Annotated in this window: 11 protein-coding genes and 1 tRNA gene; 7 read left to right on the top strand and 5 right to left on the bottom strand. The window is 56.2% G+C overall.

Annotation, left to right across the window (positions count from 1 at the left end; translation table 11 throughout):
- Positions 1–6 precede the first annotated feature (6 nt).
- The 5 genes from HMPREF1628_RS00235 to HMPREF1628_RS00215 all read right to left on the bottom strand — a co-directional run bounded on the left by HMPREF1628_RS00235 (position 7) and on the right by HMPREF1628_RS00215 (position 8,362).
- On the bottom strand, positions 7–2,481 hold the full coding sequence (locus HMPREF1628_RS00235; RefSeq protein WP_034506316.1) for a DMSO/selenate family reductase complex A subunit: 2,475 nt from the start codon (positions 2,479–2,481) through the stop codon (positions 7–9).
- Between the two features lie 260 nt (positions 2,482–2,741).
- On the bottom strand, positions 2,742–2,978 hold the full coding sequence (locus tag HMPREF1628_RS00230) for a MoaD/ThiS family protein (protein ID WP_034506309.1): 237 nt from the start codon (positions 2,976–2,978) through the stop codon (positions 2,742–2,744).
- Entirely contained in the window at positions 2,978–4,012 is a 1,035-nt protein-coding gene (gene moaA / locus HMPREF1628_RS00225) for a GTP 3',8-cyclase MoaA (RefSeq protein ID WP_034506683.1), read from the bottom strand. The genes HMPREF1628_RS00230 and moaA overlap by 1 nt, the downstream gene beginning before the upstream one ends.
- A 42-nt stretch (positions 4,013–4,054) precedes the next feature.
- Positions 4,055–4,636: a GDSL-type esterase/lipase family protein gene (locus tag HMPREF1628_RS00220; RefSeq protein WP_034506680.1), complete on the bottom strand. Its 582-nt coding sequence runs from the start codon at positions 4,634–4,636 to the stop codon at positions 4,055–4,057.
- A gap of 81 nt (positions 4,637–4,717) precedes the next feature.
- Positions 4,718–8,362 (bottom strand): multifunctional oxoglutarate decarboxylase/oxoglutarate dehydrogenase thiamine pyrophosphate-binding subunit/dihydrolipoyllysine-residue succinyltransferase subunit, encoded by a 3,645-nt coding sequence (locus HMPREF1628_RS00215; protein WP_034506306.1) that lies wholly within the window; start codon positions 8,360–8,362, stop codon positions 4,718–4,720.
- Between the two features lie 344 nt (positions 8,363–8,706).
- Here HMPREF1628_RS00215 and HMPREF1628_RS00210 point away from each other — a divergent pair, with 344 nt between their 5' ends.
- From HMPREF1628_RS00210 to argS, 7 genes are all read left to right on the top strand, one after another.
- On the top strand, positions 8,707–10,044 hold the full coding sequence (locus tag HMPREF1628_RS00210) for a hemolysin family protein (RefSeq protein ID WP_232219344.1): 1,338 nt from the start codon (positions 8,707–8,709) through the stop codon (positions 10,042–10,044).
- Positions 10,041–11,105 carry a hemolysin family protein gene (locus HMPREF1628_RS00205; RefSeq protein WP_034506300.1) on the top strand — a complete coding sequence of 355 codons (1,065 nt, stop codon included), beginning with the start codon at positions 10,041–10,043 and terminating at the stop codon, positions 11,103–11,105. The genes HMPREF1628_RS00210 and HMPREF1628_RS00205 overlap by 4 nt, the downstream gene beginning before the upstream one ends.
- Before the next feature lie 186 nt (positions 11,106–11,291).
- Positions 11,292–12,131, top strand: coding sequence for a M23 family metallopeptidase (locus HMPREF1628_RS00200; protein ID WP_052038714.1), 840 nt, complete (start codon positions 11,292–11,294; stop codon positions 12,129–12,131).
- Between the two features lie 3 nt (positions 12,132–12,134).
- Positions 12,135–12,905: a glycerophosphodiester phosphodiesterase family protein gene (locus tag HMPREF1628_RS00195; protein WP_034506299.1), complete on the top strand. Its 771-nt coding sequence runs from the start codon at positions 12,135–12,137 to the stop codon at positions 12,903–12,905.
- 67 nt (positions 12,906–12,972) lie between these two features.
- Positions 12,973–13,045: transfer RNA gene (locus HMPREF1628_RS00190), tRNA-Arg, on the top strand.
- A 119-nt stretch (positions 13,046–13,164) separates the two neighbouring features.
- A complete protein-coding gene (locus HMPREF1628_RS00185; RefSeq protein WP_034506292.1) occupies positions 13,165–13,614 on the top strand; it encodes a ribose-5-phosphate isomerase in 450 nt (149 codons plus the stop codon).
- Between the two features lie 127 nt (positions 13,615–13,741).
- Positions 13,742–15,421 (top strand): arginine--tRNA ligase, encoded by a 1,680-nt coding sequence (gene argS / locus HMPREF1628_RS00180; protein WP_034506675.1) that lies wholly within the window; start codon positions 13,742–13,744, stop codon positions 15,419–15,421.
- Positions 15,422–15,424 lie beyond the last annotated feature (3 nt).

The following is a 15,424-nucleotide window of genomic DNA, read 5'->3' as shown; positions in this document are numbered from 1 at the left end:
AACCTCCTAAGCCTTCTCTACCTGAACCAGAATGGTGTGCTGAGCATTACCCTTTGCCAATGGGGAGGGGTGCCATGATGTGAGCGTGTTTACGGAACCTCCAATGTCAAGCCCAGACTTATCAGGGTTGTACCACGCGCCTTGCGGAACGGAGACGACGCCGGGAGCGATACGACTAGTTACGCGAGCTTTAATTCTGATGCGGCCTCGATCATTTCGAATGATGACAACATCATCGTTCTTGATGCCGCGTTCCGTCGCGTCGAGGGTATTGATCCACGCGATTTGTGGGTGAGCGTCATCGCGGAGCCAATCGACGTTTCCGTAAGAGGAATGTGTGCGTCCCTTGTAGTGGTGACCAATACACTGCAGCGGATAATCCGTATTGGTGCGGGCTTCGATCGCGCCTTCCCACGTGTCTACATGTTCGGGTAGGGCCGTGAGTTTGTCTCCGGCCATTCCTTCAGGGAATTCCCACGTCTTTGCCATTTCTGCCAGCTGAGTCGAGTAAATCTCTATCTTGCCCGACGGCGTCTCTAGCGGATTCGCCACAGGATCCTCCCGGAAGTCAGCGAGTGGGATAACTGACGTGCCTTTCTTTTTCCAGATGCCGATTTGCTTTAGCTCGGCATATGAAGGCAGTTCAGGGATTTCTTCACGGCTGCTATCGATCGTGTATTCGCACCATTCTTCCTGTGTGCGACCTTCCGTGAATTTGTGTTCGACTCCGAAACGGCGGGCTAGTTCGGAGCACACCCAGTAGATCGACCTGCAGTCATAGAGCGGTTCGATAGCTTTGGATGCGAGGATCGTGTAACCCAGATCGCCGGAGGAACCTTCTTGTATTACATCCTCCTGCTCCGCTGTTGATAGGTCTGGGAGGATGTAGTCGGCGTAGCGAGCGGATACGGTCATCTGGATATCAGAGACCACAATCAGTTCGCATTTCGAATCGTCGCGTAACAGTTCTGCCGTGCGGTTGAGATCGCCATGCTGGTTTGTGAGGGCATTACCTGCGTACTGCCAGATCATTTTGATTGGGACGTCGAGTTTATCCTTGCCTCGCACGCCGTCGCGGGTTGCAGTCATCTCTGCGCCGCGCTCAACTGCATCGGTCCACGAGTAGACAGAAATTGACGTTTCTACAGGGTTTTCAGTGGAGTTGAACGGGTAGGCCATGGGAAGGTTGTAGGAGGCTTCGCGCCCGCCCGTACCTCCGCCGGGAATACCAATTTGGCCAAGCAGTGCGGCTAGCGTGAATACTGCGCGGGCTTGGTTTTCACCATTGGCGTGGCGCTGCGGGCCCCAACCTTGCGAGATGGCTACAGGCTTCGTAGTGCCCATTTCTCGGGCGAGGCGTTTTATCACGTCAGCCGGTACGCCGGTGATCTTTGCAGCCCATTCGGGGGTCTTCTCGATGCCGTCTTCCCCCTTGCCTTCAATATAGGAGCGATAAGAGGCGTTCTTTGGAGCCCCTTCCGGCATGTGGTCCTCATCGAAACCAACCGTGTACTTGTCCAAGAACGCTTGATCATGCAGGTTTTCGAAGATAAGGACATGTGCAATCCCGGCAACTAGTGCCGCATCGGTACCGGGGCGAAGTGCAACCCATTCATCAGCCAGGCCCACCGCGGTGTCTGAATAGCGCGGGTCAATGACGATTGTCCTCACGTCATGGTCTTTGCGTGTCTTTTGGGTGACAAACAGCTCACCTCCGCCAGACATGCGGGTTTCGAGTGGGTTGTTGCCAAACATCACCTGAAGCTTGGAGTTCTTGACATCGTCCAGGGAGTTTGTAGCCACCCAGCCACCGTAATGGAACGGGTAGGCGGCAGTGATCTGGGCGGTTGAGTAATCAGCGTAGTGGTTTAGGTAGCCACCGAGCAGGTTCATGAGGCGTGCAACCGGCGTCTGCGCTGGTGGCCATGAGCGCGCAACCGTGCCACCGAGCGTGCCCGTACCGTAATTGAGGTAGATTGACTCGTTGCCGTACTCATCGAGCAGTTCTTTCATCTTGTCGGCAATCTCATCGAGTGCCTGGTCCCAAGAGATTTCTTCCCACTCGCCATCACCACGCTTGGTGCCTTCTTTGCGTTTCAGTGGGGTTTTTAGTCGGTCCGGATTGTAGATGCGGTGGCGGATGGAGCGTCCGCGCACGCACGCGCGAATCTGCTGCGTGCCTAGCTCATCGTCACCGGTATCTTCGGGTAGAACGCGGATGATTTGGCCGTTTTTAACCTGTAGCTTCAGCGGGCACCTCGAACCACAGTTCACGGTACATGCGGACCAGAAGGTATCCGCTCCCTCTGCGCCTTCAACGGCGAAGGCTTGGTTGGCTTCACCCACGCCGGGTTTTCCTGAGAATACGGCTGGTGATGCGGCTAGCGCGGTCGCGGTTCCGGCGACGGCGCTCCATTTTAAGAATGAACGACGGGAGGGGCCCTGTGTACCCTCTCGTGGTTTGACGTCGGCCAAGGACACGATTTCCTCCTCAAATCTGCAACTTTTCCTAAATACTATGGCCGCCTAATATGGTGTGACTCAGATCCCTATGTTTCCGCCAGAAAGTGGCATTCAACGTTTTCGCAAATAGAAAACCATGTTGAAATTAAAAACGATCGTGTTAGTAAACTCGTCCTTAAGATGAGCGAACTACGGTGTCGATTGACTCGCCTAAAGGCTTGTCTCAAGAAAAATGGCGTTACTCGAGTTTCGAGTAACGCCTACTAGTGAGGTTGCAATTATCCTCCGGCGAATGGAGGAAGCACGTCGAGCGTATCGATCGATTCGGCGGAATCGGTCGGAAGAACCTTCTTGCCTTCAGCCAGTAGTAGCGAGCGGGAGATAACTTTTTCGAGCACGTCGTTTCCTTCACTAACCTGTTGGAGTAGCCTCGCAACGGTTGGTGCAGATTCGACGCTAACGGTTGAACGGCCGGCGGCTTCGGCCGCGCCGGCAAAGAAACGGATCGTAGCCACTATCCACCAATCCTTGACATCGTGCGTTTCGGGGGTTGAAAATCGGGCCTGCCCATGCCGTGCCCGGCTTGCTTCTGCTCGGTGGCACCCATCCAAATGTTTGCCAGCTCTTCGTCGCTGGCTCCGGCTCTTAGCGGGCCACGTAGGTCTGTTTCCGTGGTTGCAAACAGGCAGGTGCGAATCTGCCCATCAGCTGTGATCCGCGTGCGGTCACAGTCGTCGCAAAACGGGTTCGTTACAGATGCGATGACACCCACATCCCCGGCGGGGTGGTCTGCGCTCGCGGCTACGTTCCAAAGCTCTGCCGGCGCTGAACCGCGCGGCTTTGAGGAAGGAGTTAGTTCAAACTTTTTTGAAATCCACTCCAATATGTCGGCCTGTGTTAGTAGCTGGTCGCGTTTCCATGAATGAGCGGGGCCAAGCGGCATGTGCTCAATGAAACGCAGGTGGTAACCGTGGTCAAGACAGAAGGCTAGAAGTTTGACAATATCGTCTTCATTGATGCCCTTCATCGCAACGGCGTTGATTTTAATTGGGCTCATTCCGGCCCGGTCTGCCGCTTCGATGCCCCGCAACGCGTCAGCCAGTCTGTCCCGCCGAGCGATAGCTGCGTACCGTTGCTGGTCAAGCGAGTCGAGCGAGATGTTGGCCCGTGACACGCCGGCTTTAAAAAGCGCTTCGGCGCGCTTATCGAGGCCGAGTCCGTTTGAAGTAATCGAAATCTGTGGCGGCGCGCCCAAATGGGTAGTCATGGCTTTGGTCTGCGAAACGATTTGTTCAAGGGAGCGGCGCAGTAGCGGCTCCCCTCCGGTAAAGCGCACCTGCTCGATGCCGAGAAGTTCAATGCCGATGCGGATCAGACGCAGGATTTCTTCATCGCTCAAAGTGTTTTCCGTTGGAAGCCACTCAAGCCCTTCGGCGGGCATGCAGTATTCGCAGCGCAGGTTGCATCGGTCTGTCAAAGAGACTCGCAGATCGCTAGCAACACGACCAAACCTGTCAGTTAGAACCCCTAACTGCGTATTTGACTGCATATCACTCACATATCTTCATACGGAAAACTAGACTAACCGATTCTATGCACGAGGAGGGAGGCCTATCCACTCGAACCAGTTGTTGTGTAGCACGATCCATGCCAGTAGCCCATAGCCAGCTTGGTTTGGCAGGCCGGTCTGTGACATCGCGATATCGTCATGCCACTGGTCGTGCGTTAAGAGGGGCGAGAACGTGTCCACAAATGGGATGGATCTGCGTTCAGCAACCTCGCGGCAAGCACGTACAACCTCTGACAGCTGACGCGAATCGGAGGTTTGAAGTGGGGGAGGGCCTACGATCATTACCTTGATACCAAGTTGGGTAGAAACATCCACCATGTTGGCAAGATTGAGGCGGGTTCGGGGTGTGGAGAGCCCGGTCTCCACATCTTGTTTGCCGACGGCGATGATGAGGCGGTTGTCGGCCCCGTCTTTGAATCGCGGCATGCATTCGTTTTCCCAGCGCTGTGACATTTCGGTGGTGGATTCTCCCGGCATGGCAAGGGGAAACACATTCATGGTTTCTGGGACGTTGGTGCGTGCAAGCACCCTTCCAATCCACCCGAGGGCACGGGGATCACCCGTTCCCGCTACGAGTTCGTCACCGATCACGCAAAGCCTGATGTCGTTCACAATCGTCTCCTTCAGCCCTTCACAATACACGCAAAGCGGGGCCGGCTAACGCCAGCCCCGCCCCGTGGTGTGTTAGCGTTCGAACGCGCCGTCCATCAAAATCTCGTGCTGGTACTTGTGTAGTGCCATGGTGCCAGCTGCCGGAGATGCGGCCGCCGGGCGAGACACTACATTAACCTTGCGGTCGATGTTGGTGAACAGGTTCAGTGCTACGAACGGCCAAGCGCCCTGGTTTTGCGGCTCGTCTTGTACCCAGACAAGTTCGGCGTCGCCAAACGGCGCAATCGCTACTTTCAGCTCGTCGAGCGGAAGCGGGTAGTACTGCTCCACTCGCACGATCGCTGTCCTGCTGTCACCGCGACGCTGGCGTTCCTTCACGAGGTCGTAGTAGACGCGGCCCGAGCACATAATCACTCGATCAACTTCTTGCGCGCCTGCGGTGATGGCCTCGTTCGCTTCGCCGATTACCGGCTGGAAGTGGCCGGAGGTGAAATCCTCAACTGCGGAAGATGCTGCGGAAAGGCGGAGCAACTGCTTGGGCGTGAACACGATGAGCGGCTTGCGCGGACGCTTGTACGCCTGCGTTCGAAGCAGGTGGAAGTAGTTTGCCGGAGTGGACGGCTGGGCAATCCACATGTTTTCTTCCGCAGCCAGTTGCAGGTAGCGCTCGATGCGTGCCGAGGAGTGGTCCGGCCCCTGGCCTTCATATCCGTGGGGGAGCAGTAACGTCACGGAAGAGCGCTGATCCCATTTCTGTTCCGCGGATGAAATGAACTCGTCAACGACGGTCTGCGCGCCGTTAGCGAAGTCGCCAAACTGAGCTTCCCAAAGGACTAGTGCTTCGGGGCGCTCCAGCGAGTAGCCGTACTCGAAAGCCATTGGTGCGTACTCGGAAAGAGTTGAATCGTTAATGTCGAGCTTAGGCTGCTCATCCACCAGGAAGTTCAGCGGCGTCCACTCTCGACCATCGTTGTGATCATGGAGGACCGCGTGGCGCTGCACGAAGGTAGCGCGGCGCGCGTCCTGGCCGGACATGCGAACCGGAGTGCCTTCCATCAGCAACGAGCCGAACGCGATCAGTTCACCAAAGCCCCAATCAATCTTGCCCTCGCGCGACATCTTGTGACGCTTTTCGAGTAGCTTCGCAAGCTTAGGATGTGGCGTAAACCCTTCTGGGATGGCCAGGTGTGCATCACCGATGCGTTCAATAACTTCGCGAGTTACTGCCGATTCCCAACCGATCATCATGCCCTCGCCCGCGCGTTGCGCTTCGGGGCGTTCCAGGCCTGCAACGGTTTCGCCTGACACCGCGGCCTTGTCTGTGCTCCTCGTCTCCTCTAGGATCTCGTCCAGTAGCGCATTGTATTCGGCCAGCGCCTTGTCGGCCTCTTCCTCGGTGATGTCGCCGCGGCCGATGAGGTCTTTGGTGTAGCGGTCACGCGTGGTGAGCGTGCGGTCAATCAGGGAGTACATGACCGGTTGGGTCATCGACGGGTCGTCGCCCTCGTTGTGTCCGCGGCGGCGGTAGGTGACCAGGTCGATGATGACGTCCTTGTTGAACTTTTGGCGGAACGCGAAGGCGAGTTTTGCAACACGCACAACCATTTCCGGATCATCACCATTTACGTGGAAGATTGGAATCTGCAGGCCCTTAGCCATGTCGGTTGCGTACTTAGTGGAGCGCGCCACCGTGTTCGGCGTGGTGAAGCCAATCTGGTTGTTGATGATCACGTGAAGCGTGCCGCCGTTGCGGTAGGCGGGGACCCTGCTCATATTCAGGGTCTCGTAAACCACACCCTGACCGGCGAATGCGGCGTCACCGTGGATCAGAATTGGCAGAATTGGCCAGCCGGGCTCGTTCAGTTTGTCATGCTTTGCGCGCGCAACGCCCTGCAGTACGCCGTCGGCAGCTTCGAGGTGGGACGGGTTAGCGGCGAGGTAAACCTTCGTTGCCGCGCCGTCGTCCGCAGTGAAAATACCTTCGGTGCCAAGGTGGTACTTAACGTCACCGGATCCAAGGACTGAGCGAGGATCCTGGTTGCCTTCAAACTCAGAGAAGATCTGGCCGTAGGATTTGCCAGCAATGTTGGCCAGCACGTTCAGACGGCCGCGGTGTGCCATTCCGATGGCAACCTCAGCGATCCCGTCGTGAGCGGCCACCCAAAGTACGCGGTCCAGAAGCGGAATCAGCGACTCAGAGCCTTCCAGCGAGAATCTCTTTTGACCGATGTACTTGGTTTGCAAGAAGTGCTCGAAGGCCTCGGCCTTATTCAGCATCGTCATGATGTGACGCTGAGTTTCAAGCGTGGGCTTCTCCCAAGGCCTTTCAACGTGCTCCTGGATCCACTCGCGCTGGGCCGGATCAACCATGTGCATGTATTCGATGCCAGTGGAGCGAGTGTAGGTGTCGCGAAGCTGTTCGAGGATTTCGCGTAGAGTCATGTGATCGCGGCCGCCAAAACCGCCGGTTGGGAACGAGCGGTCCAGGTCCCAAACGTTTAACCCGTACGTCGACAGATTGAGGTCGGGGTGACGGCGAACCTTGTAATCCAGTGGGTCGGTGTTGGCGGCGAGGTGACCGGCAACGCGGTAAGCGTGAATCAGCTCCACAATGCGTGCGGGCTTGCCCTTCTCGCGCTCCTCGTTGTATTCCTTGTCACGCTCCCAGCGGTAGGGAACGTAGGGAACCTGCATGGAGTCAAACACGCGGTCGTAGAATCCGTCTTGACCGGCAAGCTTGCGCGACACCATTCGCAGAAGCTCTCCGGAAGCCGCGCCCTGGATGATGCGATGATCGTAGGTGGACGTCATCGTCATGATCTTGCCAACACCCATTTTTGCAAGGCGTTGCGGTGAGGCTCCCGCCCACTCGGCAGGGTAGTCCGTTGCACCTACACCAATGATCGATCCCTGGCCCTTCATAAGGCGGGGCACGGAGTGCGTAGTTCCGATTGTTCCCGGGTTGGTAAGTGTAACGGTGCCACCCTGGAAGTCGCCGGCGCCCAACTTGCCTTCGCGAGCCCGCTTAACGATGTCCTCGTAGGCGGCAACGAACTCGGAAAACGTTAGCGTGTCGGCTTCTTTGATGACGGGAACCATGAGCATGCGGTTCCTATCTTTCAAAGGAATATCGATTGCGAGGCCGAAGCCAACGTGCGCGAGGTGCTCAACGGCAGGCTTACCCTTTTCGTCAAACGTGTAGCGCACGTTCATGGACGGCATCTCTACTAGGGCTTCAACAAGCGCGTAGCCGATGAGGTGGGTAAAAGAAACTTTGCCGCCGCGAGTGCGGGCGAGGTGGCCGTTAATAACCGCACGGTTTTCAATCAAGAGTTTGGCGGGAATCTGACGGGCCGAGGTTGCAGTGGGCACCTCGAGGGAGCTTTCCATGTTCTTCGCAACGGCGCGGAACGCTCCCTTTAGAGTTTCGGTCTCATCCTCGGAACGAGCTTCACTGTTGAGTATGGACGCGGCACGAGCCTTTGCAAGGCGGGTGTAGGGCGACGTTGCCTCGGCGATCTTGGACTTGGGAATGGGAGGGAGATCTGCGCGAGTCTCGTCTATAGCGTTCGGATTGAAACGCGACGCGGACGCGGCGACTGGAGCAGAGGCTTCTACGGGAGCGGAGTCTGCGGAAATCCTCGACGGATCATGAGGGGCAGGCGGGGCCGGAGGTCGGGGTGCTGCTTGAATCGGGCCGGGTGTGTATTCTGTCATCGCTCCTGTTTCCTTGGGCTCGCGATATTGTCAACGATTCCAGTTGATCGCTTCGATGGTGATCGGGCGTTGCAACTTCAATCAGTTTAAGACGAATAATCCCCGTTTTCTCTTGATATAGAGAGATTTTACGGTTATTTGCCCAACTGATAATCGCCTATGGCTTGGACCTTAAAAGTTGAAAGGAATTAGCGGCCTCGAGAAGCGTCTTCTCGGGGTGATCTGACCTCGGGCAAATGAGGCTCTAAACACCTATTTGAGCGAGAGTGTGCAAATGCGGTTAAGCTGGGATAGATGCATAAAGATGAACCTCCTCGAAGTTCCAGGCCGGTGATGAGCCGGTGATATATGACGTCCTCATGCTCCTGCTTGGAGTTGTTCTCACGCTGGGCACGGCAGTTTTTGTTGCCGCAGAGTTTTCATATGTGGCTCTAGATGTTGCGTCGGTGGAACGACGGGCAAATGAAGGCGATAAAAAAGCGAAGCAGGTTGTTAAAGCACTGCGTATCCTATCCACCCAGCTTTCGGGTGCGCAGGTGGGTATTACGCTAACAACCATTTTGTTGGGTTACACCACGCAGGTGGCTTTGCTGAACCTATTCACGAAGATGTTTACAAGCTTCGGCCTCGCTCTCACGCTTTCCACCACAATCGCGGTGGCACTGTCCGTCATCTTCATCAACGCGTTTTCGATGCTGTTTGGCGAGCTGGTTCCAAAAAACATGGCTCTTGCCGATCCTTTCCACACCGCGAGCCTTGTTACGCCGGTTCAAGCGGTATTCACAAAGCTGCTCCACCCACTGATTAAGGTATTGAACGATACTGCCAACGCGGTGTTGCACGCTATGGGCATCACGCCGATGGAAGAGATTTCTTCCGCCAGGTCCGCGTCAGAGCTTGCCGCATTGGTGCGCCACTCCGCGCAGGAAGGCACGCTGGATACCTCAACTGCGACGCTACTAACTAAGTCGATCGGTATCGGCGAGCTAACTGCGATCGACGTAATGACGGATCGCGGTCGCATGGTCTATTTGAGTGAGTCCGCCTCAGCGGCTGATGTGGTTGAACTTGCGCGTACTACGGGCCACTCGCGCTTCCCGATCGTGGGCGATGACTCGGACGATATTGTGGCCTTCGTGTCACTTCGCCGCGCAATCGCGGTTCCTTGGGATAAGCGAGGCGAGGTGTCCGTGCTCTCTTCTTCGCTCACTTCTGAAGTGCTCCGTGTGCCGGAAACCCTTGCGCTTGCACCGTTGCTGCTCATGCTCCGCGCGGAAGGTCTTCAAATCGCGGTGGTTGTGGATGAGTATGGTGGCACTTCCGGAATCGTCACTTTAGAAGATGTGGTGGAAGAAATCGTTGGTGAAGTTGCCGATGAGCATGACCGCCGTCGTCACGGTATTAGACGCCAGAATGACGGCTCGTGGAAGGTGCCCGGCACTCTCCGCCCCGATGAGCTACTAGAACGTACCGGCATTTTCGTTCCTGAGGATGGTCCGTACGAAACCCTGGGCGGGTTCATGATGTTCAAGCTCGGTCGTATCGGAGAACTTCATGACAAGGTGCAGGTTGAAAACACAACTTTAGAGATCTTGCGCATGGACGAGCGCCGCATCGATCAGATCCTGGTGCGCGCAGCTGAGCCAGAACAAGCGGATGAGGGCCAGGAGGCTACCAAATGAGTATCACCGCCGGCCTTCTAATCACAGTTTTTTTGTTACTTCTGAATGCGTTTTTTGTGGCCGCCGAGTTCGCTGTCACATCTTCGCGTCGGGCGCAGATAGAGCCGCTCGCCGAGGAGGGAAAACGAGGCGCCAAGACGGCCCTTTACGCCATTGAAAATGTCTCGCTGATGCTCTCGATCTCCCAGCTGGGCATTACGGTCGCTTCAACCTCGTTGGGCGCGGTTGCAGAGCCTGCCATTGCCCGGCTTGTAGAGCGCCCTTTGCAAGCCGTGGGGCTTCCAGCCGCATCTGCACATGCGGTTGCGTTTATATTGGCCTTACTGCTGGTGCTGTACCTGCACGTGGTTTTTGGGGAGATGGTGCCGAAAAACATGTCGGTTTCGGCTCCTGATAAGGCGCTACTGGTTTTGGCCCCGCCACTGGTTGCGATAGGGCACGTGTTCCGTCCTATTGTTGTGGGTCTTGATCATATTGCGAACTGGTTCGTGCGCTTGTTCGGTTTGGAACCCCGCCACGAGGTGGCCGCGTCGTTCACTGCCGAGGAGGTTGCTTCGATCGTCGAGCTATCTCAGCAGGAAGGGACGATCCATGATGAGATCGGTCTGCTGAGCGGAACGCTTGAGTTCTCGGAGGAGCGAGCTGGTGACGTGATGGTGCCGGTAGAAGAGTTGGTGAGTGTGCCACGTGACGTGACGCCTGCTCACCTGGAGCGCGAGGTAGCAAAAACTGGTTTTTCGCGCTACCCGGTGGTGGATGAAGAGGGCATGCCGGTGTGCTACATCCACTTGAAGGACATCTTGTTTGCGGGCCCGGATCAACGGGACTTGCCATTGGACGAGTGGCGTTTTAGGGAGATGCCGGTTGTTCAAGCAGGTGACGAGGTCGAGGATGCGTTGCGCATCATGCAACGCTCGGGTACGCATCTGGCAGAGGTTGTAAAGGATGGTCAGACGGTTGGCGTGCTTTTCTTAGAGGACGTTATTGAAGAGTTGGTTGGCGAGGTTAGAGACTCGCTACAGCGTGAGGATGTTTTCATCGAGCGCAACTTGGATGCGTGAGTCGAACTTGGGTCTGTAGCTCATTGGTGCCGGTTTGAAGTGATGGGCGTGAGTCTGTACACAGCTTTTTCAAACGGGTTGATCCGCGCGGCCCAGCGTTATAAGTTCGTTATGTATTCACCGCGTGAGTTCGTGTGAGTCACCCTGTTATTACATGCTTTCGGGAAGGGAAGAGTTATTTTGCCTGTGAATGATTCTCCAAATGGCTCGCCTTTCCCTACGCGTCGTCAGCTTCGTGAGCAGGCAGAAGCGTCTTCGAAGCGCAAGATCCAAAAACCTAGTTGGTTGAGTCTTTTGAAGGGTGGTCTTGTAGCCGTGGTTGCGGCAGCCACCGTGGCGGTTCCACTAACTGGTTTCGTTGGGCCAGATACTTCAATTGCGCTACCTTCAAAGGTGGTAGCTTCACCGGTCGCACAATCCTCGTGGGCTAAAAGCGCTGATGTCGTTGTTGCAGAGGCAGAGGGATTGCGTGAGGTTGCAGGCGCGGCCTCCAGGGCAAAGCTTCGCACCCCCCTTGAGATTTCGCAGTGCCTACAGGTGATGCCCGCTAACGGTAACCGTTCGGTGTCAGAATCCGCGCCTATTGTTTGGCCGCTACTTGAGGGAACGTTTAACATTGCGTCCCCGTTCGGATATAGGTTCCACCCGGTTCTGGGGTATTCCAAGTTGCATGAGGGGCTGGATATGGCCAGCCCGAATGGAACTCCTATTTTTGCTGCATCAGATGGCGTGGTGCAGGCATCGGAGCCCATGGAGGGCTACGGTTATTGGATTTTGATCAAGCACACTAAGTCCGATGGAGAGGTGTTTTACACCGGTTACGCGCACATGTACGCCGAGGATGTCCTGGTGAAGGCTGGGGATCAGGTAAGCGCGGGACAGCGGATCGCTTCGGTGGGTAATACGGGAACTTCTACCGGCCCGCACCTGCACTTTGAGGTGCATGATAAAGACGATCAGCTGGTGGATCCAATGGTGTGGTTGCAACAAAATAATGCTCGCCAGCCAGGCCAAGGTTGTGACTAGTTTATGTATGACGTTCCTCGTAGAGGAGCCCCGCTGGTTGTAGCGCACCGTGGCGGCGCTAATTTGGCTCCGGAAAACTCGTGGGAAGCATTCGAGAATTGCGATAGGCTCGGTTTTCACTTCGTGGAAACGGACGCTCATTTGACGGCTGATGGCCACGTGGTGTTGATACACGACCCGATTCTGGATCGAGTTTCGGACGGTTTTGGTCTTGTCTCGGCTCACACGTTGGAAGAGTTGCAAAATGTGACGATCAACGGTTCTGCGCGCGGCCCGGTTCTGCTTGCTGAGGTTTTGCAGGCTTTCCCTCATCTAGAGCTAAATATCGATGCGAAAGAAGAGGACGTTTGGCGTCCAATGATTGAGGTTATCCGCGCTCACGGTGCGATGGATAGAGTGTGTTTAGCCTCATTTGATTCGGGCCGCCTGCAGCGTATCCGCGAGGTTGCGCCGGAGATTAGCACTTCCTTGGGACAAGTGGAGGTTGCGCGCCTGTTTCTTGCCGCGCAGACGAACACGAGGCGTCTGGTTACACGACAGAATTGGCCGCGCTTCGGAGTGGTGGCCGCACAAATTCCGTTAAAGATCGGTCCTATCCGGCTGGTGTCTAAACGTTTTGTTAGTTTTGCGCATTCCTTTGGGATTGGGGTGCATGTGTGGACGCTGAATGAGCCAGAAGAGATTGTTCAAGCGCTAGATGCTGGTGTTGATGCGATCATCTCGGACGATCCGGTTTTGGTCCGTGAGATTATTCGCGCCCGCAAATCCTTGTGATCACCGGTCTCATTTAACGGTTTCTTAGCCTCCCTGGTACGATTACAACGGCTTTTCAGATAGCCAGGCCCCGATAGCTCAGCGGATAGAGCGTCTGCCTCCGGAGCAGAAGGTCGCAGGTTCGAGTCCTGTTCGGGGCGCTTTTCGTTTTGTGGCGTGAGCGGGTAAAGGCCCTTTTGATGGGCCATATTTTGCTTTTCAACTATGTTCCGCGGCTTCGTGTAATAATTAGGTAAACAATCTTTCTTTGGAGGTCGCAATGCGCGTACACATCGCAGCTGATCATGCTGGATTTGAGCTTCGGAACTACCTGATTGAAATGTTGAAGGAGGCGGGCCACGACGTCGTTGACCATGGTGCAACGCAGTACGATGCGCTCGACGCATACCCAACGATGTGTATTCCCTGTGGTGAGGCCGTGGCGGCTGAACCGGGTTCACTTGGCATCGTGATCGGTGGTAGTGGCAACGGTGAACAGATGGCCGCGAACCTCGTGAAGGGTGTTCGCGCCGCACTGGTGTGGAATGAGGCCACTGCGGTGTTGGCTCGCGAGCATAATGATGCGAATGTTATTGCAATTGGTGCCCGTCAGCACACGATGGAAGAGGCTGCTCACTTTGTGAACGTGTTCCTTGCAACGGAGTTTTCGGGCGATTCTCGTCACGCTTACCGGATTGGTTTGATGAGCGAGTACGAGAATAAGCACTGATTTATGTGAGCTTGAGGGCAGGTTCGGTTGCGAGCCTGCCCTTTTGCGTGCCTCTACTTCGGGTGGCTTTGTTCGCTCGGTGGGCTCTGGTTACGCGGGGCGGAGGTTTGCCTTTAAGATTGGGGGCGTGACTCCTAAAGATCTAGAAAAGCTTATTCATGAGGTTCTGACCGGCTCCGTTAGCGACGGTGCGATTAATTTGGACGTCGAGGACATCGAGCAGGATGTAACGGTGGAGCGTCCGCGTAACCGAGAGCACGGTGACTGGGCGACGAATATCGCGATGCGTCTGGCGAAGAAGGCGGGGATGAATCCGCGCGAGTTCGCTCAGATTATTGCGGATCGTTTGGCTTCCCAGGCCGGTATTGCGCAGGCTGAGGTAGCGGGCCCGGGCTTTATTAACGTCCGTTTGGATGCGGCGTCGGCCGGCGAGCTCGCACGCACGATTTTGGAGGCGGGCGAGGATTACGGCCGAAACGAGTCGCAGGCTGGCAAGCATGTAAATCTGGAATACGTGTCGGCTAATCCAACCGGCCCTATTCATCTTGGCGGCGCGCGTTGGGCGGCGGTTGGCGATTCGATGGCACGTCTGTTGAAGGTAGCTGGCGCGGACGTTACTCGCGAGTACTACTTCAATGATCACGGTGCGCAAATTGATCGTTTTGCCCGTTCGCTGTATGCGCGTGCAAAGGGGCAGCCAGCGCCCGAGGACGGTTATGGCGGCCAGTATATTGAGGACATCGCTAAGCAGGTGATCGCTGACTCGCTTGCGGCTGGCGAGCCAAATCCGCTGGACTTGAGCGAAAGCGAGGCCGTGGAAGCGTTCCGCGCTCGCGGCGTGGAGCTCATGTTCACCGAGATTAAGGTGAAGCTAAAGGAGTTCAGATCTGAGTTTGACGTGTTCTTCCATGAGGATTCTTTACATGAGTCCGGCGCAGTGGATGAGGCGATTCGGATTTTGCGTGAGCGCGGCCACATTTTCGAAAAGGATGGCGCACTGTGGCTTCGCACCACCGACTTTGGTGATGATAAGGACCGTGTGCTGGTGAAGTCGGATGGCGACGCGGCTTATTTTGCGGGCGATCTGGCGTACTACTTGGATAAGAGGGCGCGCGGAGCTGATAAGGCCGTGTATCTGCTGGGTGCGGATCACCACGGTTACATCGGCCGCATGATGGCGATGTGCGCGGCGTTTGGCGATGTGCCGCATGAGAACCTGGAGATTCTGATCGGTCAGATGGTTAACCTGGTCCGCTCCGGCAAGCCGGTGCGCATGTCGAAGCGTGCGGGCACGATCGTGACGCTGGATGATCTGCTGGATGCGGTCGGTGTGGATGCGGCTCGTTATTCGCTTACTCGCGCGTCGATGGATCAAAACCTTGACATCGATCTTGACTTGCTGTCGCAGAATACGAATGACAACCCGGTTTACTACGTGCAGTACGCGCATGCCCGTACGGCTAATGTGGCGCGCAACGCGGAGGAACACGGCGTTACGCGTAGCGGCGAGTTTGATCCGGCGGCGCTTTCGCACCCGGCAGACGGGCAACTATTGGGCGTGCTCGCGCAGTACCCAACGGTGGTTGCTCAGGCTGCGGAGTTTTTGGAGCCGCATCGCGTGGCACGCTACCTCGAAACTCTTGCTGGTGCTTACCACACTTGGTATGCGCAGTGCCGCGTGACGCCGCGTGCGGACGAAGAGGTTGATGCTGGTCACGTGGCTCGCCGCTGGTTGAACGATGCGGTGGCGCAGGTTCTGCGTAACGGTTTGGACCTCCTTGGGGTGTCCGCCCCAGAGCGTATGTAGGGA

Origin of the sequence: Actinomyces sp. S4-C9, from assembly GCF_000758775.1 — a bacterium.
GTDB classification, from domain to species: domain Bacteria; phylum Actinomycetota; class Actinomycetes; order Actinomycetales; family Actinomycetaceae; genus Gleimia; species Gleimia europaea.
This window is presented reverse-complemented; position numbering and strand designations above follow the sequence as displayed.

Excerpts from the sequence above, each read along its gene's own strand:
- HMPREF1628_RS00185 (WP_034506292.1), top strand. The coding sequence starts at position 13,165 with ATGCGCGTACACATCGCAGCTGATCATGCTGGATTTGAGCTTCGGAAC.
- HMPREF1628_RS00205 (WP_034506300.1), top strand. The coding sequence starts at position 10,041 with ATGAGTATCACCGCCGGCCTTCTAATCACAGTTTTTTTGTTACTTCTG.
- HMPREF1628_RS00215 (WP_034506306.1), bottom strand. The coding sequence starts at position 8,362 with ATGACAGAATACACACCCGGCCCGATTCAAGCAGCACCCCGACCTCCG.
- HMPREF1628_RS00195 (WP_034506299.1), top strand. The coding sequence starts at position 12,135 with ATGTATGACGTTCCTCGTAGAGGAGCCCCGCTGGTTGTAGCGCACCGT.
- moaA (WP_034506683.1), bottom strand. The coding sequence starts at position 4,012 with ATGCAGTCAAATACGCAGTTAGGGGTTCTAACTGACAGGTTTGGTCGT.